Origin of the sequence: Paenibacillus lautus NBRC 15380, assembly GCF_004000945.1 — a bacterium.
GTDB lineage: Bacteria > Bacillota > Bacilli > Paenibacillales > Paenibacillaceae > Paenibacillus_AQ > Paenibacillus_AQ lautus.
On record NZ_BIMF01000002.1, the window covers coordinates 188,756 to 207,854 of the forward strand.

19 protein-coding genes are annotated in these 19,099 nt (G+C 47.6%); 1 reads left to right on the forward strand and 18 read right to left on the reverse strand.

Annotated elements, in window-relative coordinates; all coding sequences use genetic code 11:
- Positions 1-45: 45 nt before the first annotated feature.
- The 8 genes from PLA01S_RS04275 to PLA01S_RS04305 form a co-directional block, all read right to left on the reverse strand.
- Positions 46-876, reverse strand: coding sequence for a carbohydrate ABC transporter permease (locus PLA01S_RS04275; protein WP_100536906.1), 831 nt, complete (start codon positions 874-876; stop codon positions 46-48).
- 16 nt (positions 877-892) lie between these two features.
- Positions 893-1,765, reverse strand: a complete 873-nt coding sequence (locus tag PLA01S_RS04280) for a carbohydrate ABC transporter permease (RefSeq protein ID WP_127590238.1) — start codon at positions 1,763-1,765, stop codon at positions 893-895.
- A gap of 96 nt (positions 1,766-1,861) precedes the next feature.
- Positions 1,862-3,157, reverse strand: a complete 1,296-nt coding sequence (locus PLA01S_RS04285) for an extracellular solute-binding protein (protein ID WP_127590239.1) — start codon at positions 3,155-3,157, stop codon at positions 1,862-1,864.
- Between the two features lie 301 nt (positions 3,158-3,458).
- A complete protein-coding gene (locus PLA01S_RS04290; RefSeq protein ID WP_127590240.1) occupies positions 3,459-4,475 on the reverse strand; it encodes a glycoside hydrolase family 130 protein in 1,017 nt (338 codons plus the stop codon).
- A 280-nt stretch (positions 4,476-4,755) separates the two neighbouring features.
- A complete protein-coding gene (locus PLA01S_RS04295; RefSeq protein WP_127590241.1) occupies positions 4,756-6,255 on the reverse strand; it encodes a malate:quinone oxidoreductase in 1,500 nt (499 codons plus the stop codon).
- A 404-nt stretch (positions 6,256-6,659) separates the two neighbouring features.
- Positions 6,660-6,941: an ABC transporter substrate-binding protein gene (locus tag PLA01S_RS32795; RefSeq protein WP_272868132.1), complete on the reverse strand. Its 282-nt coding sequence runs from the start codon at positions 6,939-6,941 to the stop codon at positions 6,660-6,662.
- A complete protein-coding gene (locus PLA01S_RS32800; RefSeq protein WP_272868133.1) occupies positions 6,938-7,399 on the reverse strand; it encodes an ABC transporter substrate-binding protein in 462 nt (153 codons plus the stop codon). The genes PLA01S_RS32795 and PLA01S_RS32800 overlap by 4 nt, the downstream gene beginning before the upstream one ends.
- 44 nt (positions 7,400-7,443) lie before the next feature.
- The gene (locus tag PLA01S_RS04305; protein ID WP_127590242.1) at positions 7,444-8,079 is read right to left on the reverse strand and encodes a spore coat protein; all 636 of its coding nucleotides are present in this window, start codon (positions 8,077-8,079) and stop codon (positions 7,444-7,446) included.
- Positions 8,080-8,262: 183 nt separating this feature from the next.
- Between PLA01S_RS04305 and PLA01S_RS04310 the strand changes: the two genes are divergently transcribed.
- On the forward strand, positions 8,263-9,651 hold the full coding sequence (locus PLA01S_RS04310) for an amino acid permease (RefSeq protein WP_127590243.1): 1,389 nt from the start codon (positions 8,263-8,265) through the stop codon (positions 9,649-9,651).
- Between the two features lie 40 nt (positions 9,652-9,691).
- On the opposite strand, the gene PLA01S_RS04315 is transcribed toward PLA01S_RS04310, so the two are convergent.
- From PLA01S_RS04315 to PLA01S_RS04360, 10 genes are all read right to left on the reverse strand, one after another.
- Positions 9,692-10,162, reverse strand: coding sequence for a class-II aminoacyl-tRNA synthetase family protein (locus PLA01S_RS04315; protein ID WP_127590244.1), 471 nt, complete (start codon positions 10,160-10,162; stop codon positions 9,692-9,694).
- Positions 10,163-10,297: 135 nt separating this feature from the next.
- The gene (locus PLA01S_RS04320) at positions 10,298-10,933 is read right to left on the reverse strand and encodes a LysE family transporter (protein WP_127590245.1); all 636 of its coding nucleotides are present in this window, start codon (positions 10,931-10,933) and stop codon (positions 10,298-10,300) included.
- A gap of 311 nt (positions 10,934-11,244) precedes the next feature.
- Positions 11,245-11,541: a putative quinol monooxygenase gene (locus PLA01S_RS04325; protein WP_127590246.1), complete on the reverse strand. Its 297-nt coding sequence runs from the start codon at positions 11,539-11,541 to the stop codon at positions 11,245-11,247.
- Between the two features lie 10 nt (positions 11,542-11,551).
- Positions 11,552-12,190, reverse strand: a complete 639-nt coding sequence (locus PLA01S_RS04330) for a nitroreductase family protein (RefSeq protein ID WP_100536885.1) — start codon at positions 12,188-12,190, stop codon at positions 11,552-11,554.
- Positions 12,191-12,217: 27 nt separating this feature from the next.
- Positions 12,218-12,619: a MarR family winged helix-turn-helix transcriptional regulator gene (locus PLA01S_RS32805; RefSeq protein ID WP_127591046.1), complete on the reverse strand. Its 402-nt coding sequence runs from the start codon at positions 12,617-12,619 to the stop codon at positions 12,218-12,220.
- A gap of 230 nt (positions 12,620-12,849) precedes the next feature.
- The gene (locus PLA01S_RS04340; RefSeq protein ID WP_127590247.1) at positions 12,850-14,298 is read right to left on the reverse strand and encodes a glycosyl hydrolase family 28 protein; all 1,449 of its coding nucleotides are present in this window, start codon (positions 14,296-14,298) and stop codon (positions 12,850-12,852) included.
- Positions 14,299-14,448: 150 nt separating this feature from the next.
- Positions 14,449-16,002: an extracellular solute-binding protein gene (locus PLA01S_RS04345; RefSeq protein WP_127590248.1), complete on the reverse strand. Its 1,554-nt coding sequence runs from the start codon at positions 16,000-16,002 to the stop codon at positions 14,449-14,451.
- A gap of 72 nt (positions 16,003-16,074) precedes the next feature.
- Positions 16,075-16,944, reverse strand: coding sequence for a carbohydrate ABC transporter permease (locus tag PLA01S_RS04350; protein ID WP_127590249.1), 870 nt, complete (start codon positions 16,942-16,944; stop codon positions 16,075-16,077).
- Positions 16,945-16,972: 28 nt separating this feature from the next.
- Positions 16,973-17,956, reverse strand: a complete 984-nt coding sequence (locus PLA01S_RS04355) for an ABC transporter permease (protein WP_246059318.1) — start codon at positions 17,954-17,956, stop codon at positions 16,973-16,975.
- Positions 17,957-18,168: 212 nt separating this feature from the next.
- On the reverse strand, positions 18,169-19,068 hold the full coding sequence (locus tag PLA01S_RS04360) for a helix-turn-helix domain-containing protein (protein ID WP_164817300.1): 900 nt from the start codon (positions 19,066-19,068) through the stop codon (positions 18,169-18,171).
- Positions 19,069-19,099 lie beyond the last annotated feature (31 nt).

Genomic DNA, 19,099 nt, shown 5'->3' on the forward strand with positions numbered 1-19,099 from the left:
TCATTCCCTCTTTCGATGTCTTCATGATGTTGAACAGTAACCGGATTAGCCTTTGACTGCGCCTGCCGTCATGCCGTTAACGAGCTGTTTTTGCAGGAGCAGGTAAAATATAATGATCGGTATAAGCGCGATCGTCAGTGCAGCCATTTGCAATGTCAGGCTGGCCGTTTCAATGCCGACAAAGTTGGCGAGCCCCAGCGGCAATGTTTTCAGCGACGACGAACTGATCAAGACGAGTGCGAACAAGTACTCGTTCCAATTATAGATAAAGTTCAAAATCACGACGGTTGAAATCGCTGGACGCGTAATCGGCAAAATGATCGACCAGAAAATCTTGAATACACCCGCACCGTCCATGACGCCCGACTCTTCCAAATCCTTCGGGAACCCTCTCATAAAGCCTTCCAGAATAAAGATCGTCAACGACAAGTGGAAGGCCGTGTAAGGTAGAATCAACGATAAGTGGGTATCCAGCAAATGCAGATTCCGCATGATCAAGAAAATCGGAATCAAGGTCGCGTGGATCGGAACGACCATGCCCAGCAGAAATATCGCGTAAGTCGCACCGCGCAGCTTAAAATTGAACCGGGCTAAAAAGTACGCCGCAAGCGATCCGAGCAGGACCGTCACGATCAATGACACGACCGTTACAATAATGCTGTTAAGGAAGTAGGTATCCATATTTGCCACTTCCCACGCCTTTGCGTAATTGGAGAATTGCAGTTCAGTCGGTATGGAGAACGGGTTCGCCGCATATTCCTGCTCGGTTTTGAACGAATCTACGATCATCCAAAAGAAAGGGATTATATTAATAATAGCGAATATCCCCAAAAAAGTGTATGCCGATAAATGGAACCATTTCGTTTGTCTGTACATCTCCTCCCTCTCCCTTCTATTCTTTTTCTCTTGCCAATCGATTTACGATCGTGATGACGATGAGGCTAAACAGCAGAATCAATACGGATACCGCGCTGCCGTAGCCGAATCTCATATTCATAAATGAGTTGTTATACATATACACGGTCATAACCTCCGTCGCATGTGCCGGTCCTCCGCCCGTCATGATCTGGATCAGATCGAACACGCGGAACGAATTGCTGATGCTGTAGACAACGGAGACGAGCAATGTTCCCCGAATCATCGGAATGGTAATACGCATGATCCGGCTTAGTCCGGTCGCCCCATCCAGGGCAGCCGCCTCATTGACTTCATCGGGGATGTTCTGCAAAGCTGCCAAAAGAATAATCATATACAATCCGCAGTTTTGCCATATATAAGCGATGCTGATAGAAATCATGGACCAAAACGGATCGCCCAGCCAATTCTGCTGCCAGCTCTCAAGACCCAAAACGCTGAGCAGGTTATTCAGCATCCCGTATTCCGTGTTGTACACCATGCCCCAGATCAGGGATACCATGACCGATGATATGACCACGGGCAGGAATCCGATCGTCCGGAAGAAACTGGAGCCCTTGAGCCCTCGATTCAGCAGCAGGGCCAGCAGCAGGCCAAGCGGGATCTGACCCGCTATCCCGGTAAACATGATAATGATGTTGTTCTTAACGGACAGCCAAAAGATATCGTCCTTGAAAATATCCACGAAATTGTCCAGCCCGATAAAACGCATGGGCGTGATCCCGTCCCAGTTCATTAATGAATAATAAACCGATAAGCCGATGGGAAATATGGCAATACATATATAGATAATGAGTGCTGGCGCCAAGCCCAAGAAAATAGCCCATTTCGTATGCTTAAGCGTATGCATTGGCGTAACTCCTTTCTTTCTGCCTTTAATAAGAAAAACCCGCTGCCGGGTTTTTCTTTGTGCCATCATAATGTTGACCTAGGGAAATTTGTCGGCTTATTTCATGCTGTCGAAAGCTTCCTGCACCTCTTGGGCGAGTTCCTCCGGCGTACCTCTGCCGATGGTTAGAGCCTGCAATCCGTTTTGCATGACGTCGGTTACTTGCGTCGGAATGACACTGTCGAACACCGGCGCCGTTCCCTTGTTTGTCAGCTCCAGCATTTCCTTGAGATACGGGCTCGCATCTTCTGGGATTTCCACGTTAGCCGGTACGACAACGCCTTTACTGATCAGATCTTTGTATAAGTCCTCATTAACAAAAAACTTGATAAATTCCTCGGCCGCCGCTTTCTTTTCATCGCTCAATCCTTTTTTGATGGCTATGCCGTACTGAACGACGCCCGCGCTTTTCACCGGATCACCGGAACCGCCCGGAACGCTTGGGAAGAGCGCAATGCCGAATTTGTCCCCTTCTTCGTTGTTGATGCGGATTCTTCCGTCAACGGTAGAAGAAGAGATATGCATCGCTGCTTTGCCTTGAATGAAGTAATCCTGACCCTGCACGGAATCCATGTTGTTCGCATCCGTATTGAATGCCTCCAGCTTGGCGAGTTCGTCAATGACGGCAATCGCTTTCACATATTCGGGATCGGTAAATTTGGCTTCCTTGTTCAGGATTTTCTGCAAGAAGTCACTGCCTACGTAACGGTCCCCGATAATCGATAAGAAGGACGATTGCAGCGGCCATTTCTCTTTGTTGCCCAGGGAGATCGGCGTAATGCCGGCTTCCTTCAGCTTTTTCACCGCATCGATGAACTCTTCGTAAGTAGCCGGAAATTGGTCGTAACCGACCTTTGCGAACATCTCTTTGTTGTAATAAATAATATCCACGAAGGTTTGTTTGGTTGGCACGGCAAATTGACTGTTGTTCTGGTTAAACCCGGCCAATGCGTCCTCCGGCAAAATATCCTTCCAGTTGTCCATCAGGCCATCCAGCGGCATCAGCAGATCCCCGGCTACCAGAGGAGCCAGATCGGCACCGGGCCATACGACATTGATATCCGACAGGTTATTGGCGGCAGCCAGCGTTCGCAGTTTCGTTTTATACTCGGTTGCCGCTACCCCGTCCTGCTTGATGATAATGTCGGGATGCTGTTTTTCAAATTCGGCGATCCGCTCCTTGTACACCTCGTTATCCACGTTCGGTGAAGTCCATGGATGCATGATGTTCAAAGTAACCTTTTCCGGTTCGGCAGCATCTTTCTCTCCGGAACCGCAGGCCACCGTTGACATGAGCAGCAGTGCAGCTGTTCCAGTGAGCAGCATCGATCTAAGCTTCTTAGACGTTTTCATGTTCGTATACCCCTCTCTATATATGTTACATATAATGTTCTCATATTTGACAATATAAGATATATTTATTATACAATCGGGCTGAAGATCTCAATATCCATTAAAAAAACGATTTCATCTAATTTTTTTAAGTTATTTTGAATAGGTGGAATTTATATAATGCACAATTTTGTTGATATACGTCAATATTGATGACATTAACTTTACAAATTTCCAAATTAATGGTATCGCTTACATATTAGGTTCTATAGAAAGCGTGGCGGAGAAACCAATTTTAACTCTGCCACGCCTTAACCCTGCGTTATTGCGGTTCGTTCAAAATATAATCTACCAACTCATCCAAAGGAACCGTTGCGAGCGCGATCGCCGTATCCGTCACACCATAATAAATATAGAGAAGCCCGTCCTTGACTACATTGCCTGTCGGAAAAACGACGTTCGGAATCTGATAGCCGAACTTCTCATAATACGTCTCCGGCTCCATAATGAACCGGCGGGTTCTGGCGATGATTTTCTCCGGATTTTCCAGATCCAGCAGCAAGGCCCCAACGCGATACACCGTATCTTGGTCTACGCCGTGGTAAAGCACCAGCCAGCCCTTGTCCGTTCGTACCGGAGGCGTCGAGCCGCCGATTTTTTTGTACTCCCAGTCGTTGTTTTCGGCTTTTGCCAGCAGCTTGGGCTCGTCCCAATGCACCAAATCATCGGAGTAGCTGATCCACATCGCTGCTTTTTCGGTACCGTGCTCCTCCCCTACATATTCTTCCGGTCTGCGAAGCAGCACATACTTGCCGTTGATTTTCTCCGGGAACAGAATGTTGTCGCGATCATTAATATCTAGCGGCGTCGTATCACATAGGTATTCCCAGTGAATGAGATCCTTGGAGGTCAATATCCCGGAGCGCGTCAGCCAATGGCCTTCCTCTTCGCCCCAGCCGTCTGGGTATTCGGGAATCGAGCGTTCAGGGATGCCGGCTCCCGTCGGGTAATAGTTCATGGCGCACGGACGCAATGCATAGTTCAAATAAAAGGTATCGTCGATTTTGACGATTCGCGGGTCCTGAATGCTGCCGTAAGGAAATCCCAGCTGGTCCGGTGTTACGACGGGCTCGTCCAGCACATGGGTGAAATGCACGCCGTCCGTGCTCTCCAGGAGACCCAAGTAGTTTTTGCAGGGAGTCAGGGATCCCGCCGTCCGTTCAATCATATAAAATTTTCCGTTATCAATAATGACGGCCGGATTGAATACCGTCACCTTTCTCCAATCGTAGAGTCCAGGCACTACGATCGGATTTTCCGGATGCCGGGTAATTTTCATGGATAAGCCTCCTATGATCGTTATGTAAGTGTTATCAATTTCTTCACTTCATTATAAGAGGCTTGGCCCATTCATAATATCCTGCAAACTTTCAATATTATCCGAAATATTGTTATCAGTGGTGTCCTTGCTGTTAAATAGCATAAAAAAGCGGTTCAATAATGAACCGCTTCGATTTGGCCATTTGGCCGATAGGTATATGGAATTATCCTTAGTAGTGCGTTATTCAGTAAAAGCGCCCCATGTGTCTTTTTAATTGCCGCTTTCTACCTGTCTAGTATTAACTATGAACCAGTGTTTTCAAGCTTAAGCCTAGCGTTTCCGAAGTTGAATCTTGAATTTCTTCAAAAAGAGCCGGATTCTTCGCAAGTGACATGCCGTAAGAAGGAATCATTTCTTTTATTTTCGGCTCCCACTCTTTCATCTGTTGCGGGAAGCATTTCTCTAATACCTCTAGCATAACGTGAACGGCCGTCGAAGCGCCAGGAGAAGCACCGAGCAAGGCAGCGACCGATCCATCCGCGGCACTGACCACTTCCGTACCAAATTGAAGCGTTCCTTTACCGTTAGGAGTATCCTTAATCACTTGTACGCGTTGGCCCGCTACAACGATTTCCCAATCCTCGCTTTTGGCGTTCGGAATAAACTCGCGTAATTCTTCCATGCGCTTTTCATTCGATAATACCACTTGCTGGATCAAATATCTGGTCAATGCCATCTCTTTTACCCCAGCAGCCAGCATGGTGAAAAGATTATTCGGTTTGACGGAGCTTATCAAATCAAAATTCGACCCCGTTTTTAAGAACTTAGGCGAGAAGCCGGCGAACGGACCAAAGAGCAACGCTTTTTGGTTGTCAATATATCTTGTGTCCAAGTGCGGAACGGACATTGGAGGAGCACCAACCTTGGCTTTTCCGTATACTTTGGCATGATGCTGCGCTACTACTTCCGGGTTCTTACATACCATGAATAGTCCGCTTACAGGGAATCCTCCAATATGCTTTGACTCGGGTATACCGGTTTTTTGCAACAAATGCAGACTTCCGCCCCCGCCGCCGATAAAGATGAACTTAGCCGTATGATATTCGGTTTTACCGTGCTCGATATCATGCACTTTCACTTTCCACGAACCATCTTGTGTACGTTTAATATCCTTGACGCTATGTCTGTAGTTGATCTCGACGTTTTTGCTTCTCAAGTGCTCAAACAGCATGCGCGTTAAAGCGCCAAAGTTAATGTCCGTCCCGGAGTCAATTTTGGTTGCCGCTAACGGCTCATTCGATGTACGCCCTTCCATAATAAGCGGAATCCATTCCTTCAGCTGATCCGGATCCTCGGAATATTCCATCCCTTGAAAGAGCGGATTGTTTGACAGCGCTTCAAAACGTTTTTTCAAAAAAGCCACGTCTTTTTCGCCTTGCACTAAACTCATATGAGGAATAGGCATGATAAAGTCCTGCGGATTGCGAATCAGATTGCTGCTTACCAGATAAGACCAGAACTGTCTTGAAACCTGAAACTGTTCGTTAATATTGATCGCTTTGCTAACGTCTATAGATCCGTCAGGTTTTTCGGATGTATAGTTAAGCTCGCACAGTGCGGAATGGCCGGTCCCCGCATTATTCCATTCGTTGGAGCTTTCCTCCCCCGCGCTTGCGAGTTTCTCAAACACTTTGATCTCCCATTCAGGCACTAACTCTTTCAGTAAGGCTCCCAATGTCGCGCTCATAACTCCGGCACCAATTAAGATTACATCTGTTTTTTTCTCCATGTTGCTCATTATAAACCTTCCTTATCCCATATATTTGAAAAAAGGGTAGGCGTCCCTGCTAAAATTGCCATTAAAAAGCAAGGCGTCCCCTGAAAACACACCTTTTCTGTGTCAATTATCACCATATTATAGTCTATTATAATTATTGATAGATTAAAATATCTACTATTATCTAATTATTATAAACCATTTAAACTTGTTAACAAAGTGAGAAGATCCTCCACAATACCTAAACGCCCAAGAAACATAGCATTAACTTTGTTTCATACGAGAGATGAAGTCCATTTTTACCGTTATCCGTGTTCTTCTTCGCCGGGATTAGACATGTGCTAACCACTTCACAACAAAAAAAGCCGCAAGATTCGCGACTTCTTCTGATGCTGTTCCTTATCCTCCGATACTTTATCTTCTAGCTACTTCCCGCTGCCCAGGAGCAGATTCGTCTGGATCTCCAATTGCTTCTCAAGCGAGATGAGATCGCCTGCCGAAAATTGATGGATATCCAATGTGTAGATGCAATTGTTTTTGTAAGCCGGAAGTGACTTCCAGATGGCGCTCTCTAAAATCTCCTGGGCACGATCCCCGCCTCCGTCCGCATCGTAAACCGTCACGAACATATAATCTGCGGCCATCTCCGGCAGCGATTCCAGGGAAATGTCCAGACCGGCTCCTCTGTTTACGATCTGCTCTTTCACGGCTTCTGGCGGCTGATAACCAAGGCCCGAATAGAGGTTTCGGGTACCGCGCCCAAAGCTCTCTCCCACACCCAGAAGTTTTTCGCCCAAATCTCATAGACGCCAACCGTTTCTCCTTCCTTCACGACTCCGTTCAGCTCCGCTTTGGCCTCTGCAAGCTTCTCCTCATAATGACGAATCGCTTCCTCCGCTTCCTCCGATTTCCCGAGGAATTCTCCGAATTCCCGCAGCTCCGCATACAGATCCTTTGCGCCCCAGGGAATAACGATCGTCGGTGCGATTTTGGCGAATTGCTCATAGTTTTTATCGGAAGGTCTAATGATGAGATCCGGGTCAAGAGAAACGATTTTCTCAAGCGCCTCCTGATCGTCGCCGATATCCTCGATGCCACCGGTCAGGTCCTGCAAAAAATATTGATTCAGGCTGGCCGTTCCAGCGCCGATTGGTTTAACTCCCAAGGTCTAAAAAGCGCCATGTCCCTAAGGACGTGGCGCTTTGGTAATTAGTGAGGGGCCATTTTGCCAGGCATTTGCGGCTGCATCGGTGCGGTGGCGTAACTATTTTGCATATACTGCATATCTTGCTGAGGCAGCTGCGGCACTTGGTAGTAGCCATGCTTATTTTGATATAGCGAAATCTCATAAGCCATTTCAATGCAGTTAGGCAAGGAATCGGCAAGCACGCGGCGCACGACCGGATTCGTAGATTCCATGGCAGCATTGGTTTTCATCGTAGCACCCGATTTCACTGCGTTTAACATGCTGAGTGCAATCGTTTCATCGTTGATCTCGGCCGTGGATTGCATCGGTTTTTTCGGTTGGCCTGGTTTCATGCCGTAAATAAAGTCATTACCCTGCTTCATTTTATAGCTCTGCGTAGGCTTTGATGGATCTTGTCCGGATTTAAAACACTCTAACGTGATGTTATATTCATCTGCCATAAATTGTTTCTGGCGCTGCAAGATATCCCGTAGCTCCGGATCCTGTACATGCCCGCTCAGCATGGTATACGTGTTCATGGTGTTGATGGCCCCTGCCAATACTTCGTGGACATCAAACATTTCATGGCCGCCATGGTTCAATTGTTGTGGAATCATACCGGTTTCCATGTTTTGGTGATTTTGTTGTTCGAATTGCATTCTCGTACCTCCTAAAGTTATTATATGCCCTTCATATTGTGGATTCTTTTGTCCAGAATATACGGACGATTTGGCGATCGCATTTTTCTTTTGAATAAGTCTGGACCGTCAAAATAATAGATAGCCCCAGATACATACTCCGTACGACACATGAACATTTTAACCATAGAGGAGGCATGTGCTATGGATTCACCTGGGTGTGCAGGACCGAACGATTCCACATCGTCGGATCAAAAGAGCAATAAAGGCAGCTTAAAGTGGTGGCAGCTTTCACTGCTTGGCATCGGTTGTACGATTGGTACGGGGTATTTCCTAGGTTCCGGCATAGGTATTAAGCTGACGGGACCTTCCATGGTTTTATCATTCCTTATCGCTGCCATAGGAACCTATATCGTCTTTCATTTTTTGGCCAAAATGACGACGGCGGATCCTCAAGAGGGATCCTTTTGTTATTATGCGGGAAAAGCGTTTGGGCGGTGGGCACGTTTCGGAAGCGCATGGAATTACTGGAGCACGAAAATTCTAATCATGGGCAGTCAGCTGACGGCTCTGTCCATCCTGACCAAGTTTTGGTTCCCTGATATTCCGCTATGGATATTTGCAGCCATCTATGCCGTATTATCGATTGCCGTCGTTCTGCTTGGTACAAAAGGCTTCGACAAGGTGGAAAATGTATTAGCCGTCATCAAAACCGCGGCGATTCTCATGTTCATCCTTCTTTCTACTGCTGCGCTTATGGGCTGGATTCGCGGGGGGAGCGATGGCAGACCGGGTTTTCCCGATTCGATTGGACAAGTGTTCCCCGGCGGATTTGCCGCATTCTGGTCCTCGCTCTTATATGCTTTCTATGCTTATGGGGGTGTTGAAACTATCGGTTTGATGTCCATGCAGCTCAAAAACAAGAAGGATGCTCCCAAGTCGGGAAAAGTCATGCTCATTGGACTGACCGTGATTTACATGATATCCATCGGGCTTGCTGTCTTCATGGTTTCCTACAAACTCTTGAGCGAGAAAGAAAGCCCATTCGTTACAGCGCTATCCAGCTATCCGCTGACTTTCTTCCCCCATGTATTCAATGGAGCGATCATTATGGCCGGATTCTCGACGATGAGCGCCTCCTTGTTTGCCGTGGTGAATTTGCTTGTGACGATGGCCAAGGACGGCGATGCACCGATTATCTTTACGAAGAAACTGGAAAAGTTCCGGAAGCTGCCACTCCCTTCGCTGGTGCTTGCTGCGGTCGGACTGTCCGCTTCAATCGTCACGGCACTCCTATTGCCCGGAAAAATATACGAATATATTACAACCGCGGCCGGCATCCTGCAGATGTATAATTGGTCGTTCATAATCATTTCGGCATACAAAATTCTAAAAGTCAGAATGTGGGATATGATTCTGGGTGGAATCGGCATCATTCTACTGCTGGGTGCCGTAACCGGAACCATCATGGAGAAGAGCATTCGGCCCGGTTTTTTCGTCAGTTTGATTTTGGCTGCGCTAGTGGCTATCGTGACGCTGATCATGGTTAAGATATGGAATAAGATGCAGACCAACACCATCAGCAATGAATAAAGAAAGGATATCTTCTTAGTAAGATACCCTTTCTTTTTTGCTACTTATAGGAGCGGGATGTTCCTACAACTTCGTGTTCTAAGGTGCCGAGGGTACGCATGTCGTCGCATATAACTTTTTCCCAATCCCACTGATCGACGTAGATCGAATGCAGATTATCCATGTTTTCATCCCGTCTGACCGCTTTCATATCGGTATATAAACCTTCTCCGTTCGTAAAGCCGTATTGGGCGAGAGCCGACCGTTTCCACTTCGCAAGGGATTGCACAATTTCGACTCTGCCTTCCTTCATATCCATCACATCAAAAGATACGGTCCGTTCCGTACCGTTCAAATTGTCGTTAATGCCTGTGCCTTCCTTTACCATAACGGGTGAGGAGACTTCGATTAAGCGGAGTGCCTTCTCAAACCCTGTCTTAAAATACGATTTGGTTTTTTGTATGGCGACGGCCGTTTCTAGCCTGTTTAGCCTGGATTGGTAACGCTCAGGAATCAAGATAGATCTCAGCAAGTATTCTTATCCCCTTCACAACATATTGAAATGTAAACTTCTGCCTAATTGACTGAGAACAGTGTATGTTTACCTTTCAATACTGTCGCTTTGTCCAATGTATATTGAACATAATTGGGCAGATAACCACTCCGGTTATCTTGTTAAAGCAAGAATACCCTGAATACCAAAATACACGCCGAAACCGATCAGAGAAATTCCCGATATGACCGAAATCGCAGTCAGCATATTTTCATTCAGGAAGCGACGAAGCCCTGTCGTTAAACCGGCAACGCATAGATCCCAGAGGGTCAAGCCCAAAAAGATCATGCTGCTATACAACAGCAAATGGCTCGTCCCGAACGCTGAGGCGGTCTTCGCCAGGATGGAGCCATAGATCCCCAGCCAAAACAAAATCGATAAAGGACTCGTAATGGACATGAAAAATCCGAGCAAAAAACAGCTTAACAACGAATCCTTTTTTCTCGCTGCCGAACTGATTTTCAATTTATTCACTTTCATTATGCTTTCAACCCCGCTGTAAATCAGAACGAATCCGCCAAAGAGCCACAAAAAGATCTGAACAATCGGAATATTGAGAAATTGAACGAGACCTAAATAAATGAACAACATAAAAGCTGCATCTGCCAGCATGGATCCGGCTCCGACTACCCAGGCATGCCAAAAGCCGTTCTTGATGCCTTTATCAAGCCTGGCCGAGTTCACGGGCCCGATGGGAGCAGCCAAAGTTAATCCCAGAATAATGTAGCTGATCAACAAATTCACATTCAATCGCATTCACTCCCGCCCACAAATCCAAAGCTTGTACATTTTATGTGAAAAAAGCGGTTGGTTATGACTTCTAAATTCCCACAACCAATAAAAAAACCGCCTTTGGCGGGTAGTATCCCCTTCTAGTAGACAAGAGGACAAAGACATCTGTTAAGAGGGAATTCATATCGCCAATCCAGAAAAATTAAGCAACCGTTTCCCGGTGGAACCGAGAAACGGTTGCTGCTTAAAGCTGTCTTTTTTAGTTCTGTCTACTTGACAGGGGTATGACTATATGAGTTGGCTTTTCAATACGATCTGTAGTCCGTTCATTATTTGTTGATCAGTTGGCCTGCATATGCCTGCACATTTAGCGGAGCTGTCAAGTATTTTGGAGCTTTAGCTACAAACTCCTGAAAATGGCTACTCGCATTGTGGAGCCCCAGAGCTTCCTGGTCTTTCCACTGTTCAACCATAAGATACGTGTTATCCTGCTCCGTATCTTTGAGCAGCTTATAAGATTCATTTCCTTGTTCTGCACGGGACGCCTCAATAAGTTCTTTTACGGATTCCAGAAATTCTGCCTCTAGTTCACGGTTTACTTTCATTTCTGCATGAATAATAATCATCGCTATGACCTCACTTCCACTCTGCAATACGATCAATAGGAAGACGAGTCGTCAAACGCGCTTCTTTGGCAGCTTTACCTACAGAGATGAGCATTACCGGCACGTAACGTTCTTTCTCCATACCAAATGCTTCTGCAATTCGGGATTTGTCGTATCCACCAATTGGGTTGGTGTCATATCCACGGGCACGAGCAGCAAGCATAAGCTGCATGGAAACCAAGCCGCTATCGATAAGGATCATTTCACGGAAAGCCTGTGCCGGAATACGTCCGAACAGATCGGTATAGTTTGCCATCATCTGATCTTTAATCTCTTGTGGCAGATAACCGCGTTCCACAGCAGTACCCATAATTTCATCTGCATTGTCGAATGCGTTCATATCCCCAAATACAGCAATGACTGCGGAAGAAGTTGAAACTTGTGTTTTGTTGCCTGGTGCAAGCTCTTCAAGCGTTGCTTTTCCTTCTGGGCTATCAACGACAAGAAATCTCCAAGGCTGAAGATTAACGGATGACGGAGCCAAAGTCGCTTCTTCCAAAATTTCAGTCATTTCTTCACGGCTGATTTTGACCGATGGGTCGTATACCCGCACAGACCGACGGGATGTAATAATTTCTTTATAATTATTGTTTAGGGAAGTTACAGTCATGATATTCTCTCCTTTTATCTCTATAAGTTAATTGGTCTTACTTGGTTCTTTCATCTGTTGAATCTGGCTGTTCAGCTTCTGTAGAGCTTGAACTAACACAAGTCGTTCGGATTCAGTGAGGTCTGCCTGCAGTTCCTCCATAAATCGATCTTTCTCCGCCTTAAACGCTGCTACTTTACTTTTGCCCGCTTCGGTTAGTTGAACTAACGTTATCCGGTTGTCATTCTCACATCTGGTGCGCAGAAGTATGCCTTCCGCTTCTAACTGCTGAACATGACGGGTCACCGCAGCTGGATCAATAGACACTGCCTTCTGCAGATCCGACTGGCTAATTTCGCCACCCGTTAGTTTGCAGAGGAGTTCCAGCCGATTAGGACTAACTCCAGCGCATCGTTCAAACCGAGTCGCAATATGCTTATTCAGATGCATGAGCAAGTACAGCAGGTCTTCTGTATGACATGTAGAAATGTTAGAGACCTCCTTTAATTCATTGATCCATCAATGGTTGATGGGTCAATGATATACCTTTGATTTCTGAAAATCAAGTCTTTGCATAAAAAAAACCGGATCGTTTCCGTGAACGGAAACGATCCGGTCTTGTTAATAAGTTGCGATCACGCCACTATTCGATTTGCGATGAATGTTCACGCAAGCCGCGTTTATTCAAACGTCACGTTGCTTTGAAACTCGTTGCATTGAAAATTGCCCGCTTCGGCGTTCATGATAGGCTCACCGTTGATAAGCAAATTCCGGAAATGAACGCCTGTCACCCTTCGATTCGCGTCGTATCCGGCAATCACCGAAGGATTATCGCACGTTCCTTGATAGGAAACATCGTTGAAATAAACATTTTCGACGCGGCTGCCGGGAACGGGATTGTACTTTGGGTTATGGAAGACCCGTATATCGAACAGCCTTCCAAGCTCGAACGGCTCAATTCGCACATCGTTGAAGGATACGTTTCGAACCGTATTTTGATCTCCCGCATTGATAGCCAGGCAGCCCCAGTAACCGTCTTGAGGCTCATGATGCTCCAAGATATCGATATGGTGGAAGGAGATGTTTTCGATGGTATCTCCTTCCCCCTCGTGATCACCGTGAACACCAATCATGACGGGGTGGGCAACGTCTGCCCACAGAACCGCGCGATTCACCCGTACGTTCGACGTATCGCCCTTGAATTCGCCGCGACTGGCGTAAATGGCGATGCAATCGTCGGAGGTGCGCAGAAACACGTCCTCAATAAGGACGTTTTTACATGACATCATATCAATGCCGTCGCACCAGCCCCGCGTGCTGAACGACTTGAAGCCGCGAATGCGAACGTTCTCCGATTTGCCCAGATGGATGCTGTAGTGGGGCGGATCGATGGAGATGATATCCTCGACCGTAATATGGCTGGAATAATTGATTTGCACGGACCGCCAGTAAGTGCTTTTCTCGATGTCCCGCAAGTAAACCATTCCTCTTCCCCGAATATGGACGTTCTCGACATGATCGCATACAAGCGAACCGATAATGACGGATCCGCCCGCAAGGTATACCGTGGCGTTCGACGGCACATGGAACAACCCATCCTGGAATCGGTGCATGCCGGGACCGAAATAAATGACGCGTTTCGCTGGGCCTGCTGCTTGGCTTGTATGCCGTAGGAGATCGATTTTATTCTGAATCTCATATTCCCCGGGTTCAATGAAGGCTACGTCGGAAGACTCCGGATCGGGCGCATCTTCTTCAAGCGCATGGGCAAACAGATGAAGATTGTGAAACCGGTCTCCGTTTGCCTCAATGCTTAAGTTGCATGGCCGGTCAAGCCGGAGCCAGATCTTATTGGAATCATAATTAAAATCGATGTGACTGGCCAAAGGCCTAATATCCACTTGATGAAGCGCCTCTCTCCTATACGTGATCTCGACCTCGACAACGCCGGTAAAATCGAATGTCGCCATCGACGCTTCGCGCACGTCATGCATATCGACCCGAACCAGATAGGTGAACAGGTCTTGGTATTTCCCCTCCTCCGTCCTGACACGGACCGAGAAATCATCGTTTAAGGCCGCACCGTCAGGCGCGGGATAGGTAATGAGCGATGTTAAAGTTTCGTTCATGATCATTCCTCCGTACAACAAAATAATCTAAAGCTGATTCCCCTTCACGAATGGAAGAACGGGAGTAAAAAGGGCTGCCAAGACCGAGTCCCGACGCAGCGGAAGGAATCCCATCCTGGCAGCCCGGTTCCAAGCATCGGTTTGCCGTGCTTAATTAGCCGCTTGGCGTGCTTTGTAAACAGCCGTAGCCTCGTCCAGCACTTCCTGGCCGCCGGTTTTTAGCCATTGCGTCTTGAAAGCCTCGAAGGAAGCGTCCACCTCGTCTTTCCCGATGATGGCTTTGGTATAGAATTCATCCTGCAGTGTCACGAGCGTCGCCCAGTACTTACCCTTGCTTTCCAGCGCCGTCGGGCCTAAAATATCCGAGATCGGCTTCAACCCCTCGTTTAACGTTTCCCTGAATTCCAGTTTCTCTTTCGAGAAGTGGTATTTCCACATGCTCGAATCGCGTTCCACCAGCGGGTTATAGTAGCCGCCGTATCCCATGGCACGCGCTTCTTCTACGGTGCTGGCGTATGGCTCTTTCATGATGACGGCACCATCCACCAGGTCATAGGAAACGCCCTCTTCTCCGAAGACGCTGCGCAGATAAGCTTCGTCGCTGGAAGTGAGATCCTCAAGCATTTGCAGTATCTTGATGCGTTTGACTTCATCCTCCTCGACCTGCTTGCCGAACAGAAGCGGCACTTGGAGCGCGCCGTTGGACATCACGATGGATTCGCCTGCAGGCCCGATGACGCCTTTGCCATATATGGGACTGGTGCCGTTCGTCTTATCAGCTTCCTGTCCGGCAAATAAATGATGATACATGTTGTTATCGATATATCCGATTTTGTGGCTGCTCCACTTCTGACCGATCAGGGCGCCGTCATCGGTCATGAACTCCGGATCGATAAGCCCGGCATGGTACCATGCTCTAAGCAGCTTCGTGGCTTCTTTGGCCTGATCCGTAATCCCGCCCCATGTCACCGTACCCTCGTCGGTTAACATGAAGTGGTAGGGGTTGACGCCGTAAGCGGCATAGATAGAGTTAAACATCTGTGCCCTTACGTCTTTCCCCCGTCCACTCATGCCGAAGGTGTCCTTCTTGCCATTGCCGTCTGGATCGTTATTGCGGAATTTAGTCAACACGTCTTCCAATTGTTCCAGCGTTGTCGGCGGTTCGTCGTACCCGACCGCTTTCAACCACTCTCCGTTATAGGTCGGAATGAAGCCATAGGCCCCATTAAGCCAAATGCGAGGAACGCCGTAGTTTTTTCCGTCGATCATTCCGACATCCCAGGCATAAGGGTTAATTTCCTCCACTTCCTTCACGTAGGTCGGCATATATTTCTTGATTTCGTCAACGGAAATGCTGGCGATCACCCCTTGTCTAGCCCAGTTCGTCATATCCGCTTCGCTGATGTTATGAGGCAAAATATCAGGAATCTCACCGGAAGCGACCATGACTTTGAAGTTTTCGTCATTTCCTCTCATGTTGACAAACTTCACGTTATAGCGTTCTTCCAAATACTTCTGGGTCGAATTTCCATCCTCAGTCGGAATATCCCAGGTCGATGCGTTGGTCATGATGACAATCGGTTTGTCTTCGCCTTGCTTATCGGTTTCGGCGGTCTTATTACCGCTTGAGCTGCCACTACAGCCTGTAGCCATCAGCGAGATGGACAGGGCCGCGGACAAACCAAGGCTTTTCCAATGTTTCATGTTTAGATCCTCCCTTTTTCAACCCATTTCTTTATATTAACGAGCCGTCATTTCACTGCCCGAATATAACGTTTAGCCTTTAAGTGATCCGATCATCGTCCCTTTGACAAAATACTTCTGAAGGAATGGATACACAATCAGAATCGGCAATGCCGCGAACATGATCGTCGCCGCTTTAATGGACGACGTATACTCGAAATTGCCCACGACGGTTCGCCCGAACGTTTCGGCATCCGTATTCGTGATAACGATTTCCCGAAGGAAAAATTGCAAGACTTGCTTGTTCTGATCCGTGACGTAGAGGACGGCGTCAAACCATGCGTTCCAATGACCAACCGCTGCCCAGAGAGCCAATGTAGCGAGCACCGGCTTCGATAGGGGCAAAATAATGCGGAACAATATGCTGACATCGTTGGCCCCATCGATCTTGGCTGACTCCTCGAGCTCCGTTGGGATCGCCATAAAGAAATTGCGCAGTACGAGCATCGAGAACACCGGAATCAAACCCGGCAAAATGTAGATCCAGCGGGAATCCATTAATTGCAGCGACTTCATCAACAGATACGTAGGAATGATGCCGCCCCCGAAGAACATGGTGAACAGAATGACCATGGTATAGAAGCTGCGGTGCGGCAAATATTTGCGTGACAGCGGGTATGCGCACAGGGACATCGCGATCAGAGACAAGGCTGTGCCGACAATCGTCCGAAACACCGAGTTGCCAAATCCGATCCAAATTTTCGTCTGGCTTAATACCTGGTTCCAGGCGAACAAGTCCAGCTCCCGCGGATATAAATGAAACCCGAAACGACTCGCTTCACTCGGGCTGCTTAGTGAAACGGATGCAATATGCAAGAAAGGGTAAACGGTTACAACACATAAGAGGGTGACGAATAGAATAAGAGTGCATTGAAATATACGCTCTCCCGCGCTCATTTTCATAAGACTACCAATCTCCTTTCGCTCCCCGTTAGAGGACGCCTTCCTGTCCCATTTTCTTCATGACATAATTGGTACCCAGCACCAGCATAATGCCAATGACGTTCTTGAATAATCCGACGGCCGTCGTTAACCCGAACTGAGCCTGCTGGATGCCAGCCCGGTATACATAAGTATCAATGACATCGGCGACCTCATATACGGCTGGGCTGTACAAGTTGAAGATTTGGTCGAATCCGGCATTCAGTATGCCGCCGAGCGACAGGATGAACATGATCGAAACGACGGGCAATATCGAGGGCAGCGTAATATGCCACATTTTTTTCCATCTGCCTGCTCCATCGATAACGGAAGCTTCATAGAGAGTAGGATCGATACCCGCGAGTGCCGCCAAGTAAATGATCGTTCCCCATCCGATCTCTTTCCAGATATTCGTAGCAACCAGCGTCGGACGGAAATAATCGGGATCCGCCAAGAAGTACACCGGCTCCATGCCGAGGAGCTGCAAAATGTAATTCACGGGCCCTTCCGACGGCGACAGCATGACGATAATGATGCCTGACAAAATGACCCAAGAAAAAAAGTGCGGAATATACGAGATGGACTGTGCTACTCGCTTAAACCTGTGAGAACGCAGCTCATTTAACAGAAGCGCGAGAATGATCGGCGCAGGAAAACCGAAAACAATATTGTATAGGCTGATCAACAGCGTATTTTGAAAAATCCGGGCAAAGTCAGGCGATTGAAAGAACAAAAACTCAAAATGTTCAAGTCCGACCCAATCACTCCCCCATATTCCCTTGATCGGACTGAAATCCTTAAAAGCCAATTGAATCCCATATAACGGCCCATAATGGAAAATGCCAAACCAGATCAAGGTGGGTATGAGCATAAAAAACAAATATTTGCTTTTCTTATAATTTTTCCAGGTCTCTTTCCAAGCCCCCGCTTTATTCGCTACCATTCTGTTACCGTTTTCATTTTTGGGAGCATGGGCGACATTCAACTTATTCACTAGCCTGCACTTCCTTCCAGCAATCTTAGGGATCGTTCCTTCAGTATGGATTCATCCCCCGTAAACCATAGCTATTAGTCTTTGCGCAGCTAATGCTCTCTTCGCCATCTGCTGCTCTTGCACCCATTGTATCTGCAATGAGGCCGTCATAATGGCAAAACGATGCGCGAAAATGTTCATTGGTTGTTATACTCCCCGGGACGAGTTCTTGGTTAGCGAGCTCTCCCCTTGCCGTGCACCGAGTGTATGAACCCTGTTCGATATTTGAGCGGGGTCGTCCCCACTTCATGCTTGAACACCTGAACGAAGTAGGACGGGTTCGATATGCCGACTTCGGAGCCGATCCACTCCACTGACTTCGCAGTCGTTTCGAGCAGCCTGCACGCTTGCCTCATGCGCTTCGCTGTCACATATTCCTTCAGCGTGCTGCCCGTCTCTTCATGGAACAGCTTCGATAAATAAAATTTCGATAGATGCATGGCATCTGCAAGATCGTCCAGATAGAAGGTTTCCTGATAGTGTTCGTCGATCCAACTCATCGCCTGCTGCACATAACCGGTCGACTTCCGCTCCAATGTCCCCGGCGACCGGCTCTGACCCGATGGATCATATCGAATGACCGTATCCAGCAGCCGCAGGATGAGCATGCCGATCTCCTCCGCGTCCTCGCCCTTACCTTCTTGCCTGGTACGATCATAATCGTCAAAATTACGTTCGACCGTTTCCTCGGCTGTCTTCAAATCAAACGCTTGGATAGGGTGGCTGCCTTGCCATAAGGCGGCAAACAATCCGTGACGCCTTGCGAAGGGAAGCAGCAATTCATCGGCCAGCTGGGAATCAAAGTGGAAGATCGTACGCGTATACGGCTGCTCCGGGCTGACGTTGGCATAGACATGGTGCAGCTGATACGGACGAAAGAAGAACAGCATTCCCCTGCGAATGGGGAAAGTTTCGCCGCCTACGACGACATGCCCCGTCCCCTCGTGGACGAATAACATCTCGCAGCACTGGTGCCAGTGATAATAACCTTTGTACTGATCGGTATTGCGGTGCCGATAATCCCAGAATAGTTTCGCCCCTCCGAAAACAACCGCCTCAAACATACGTTTCATTTCCATTCCTCCATACCGGAATCGTAACGTA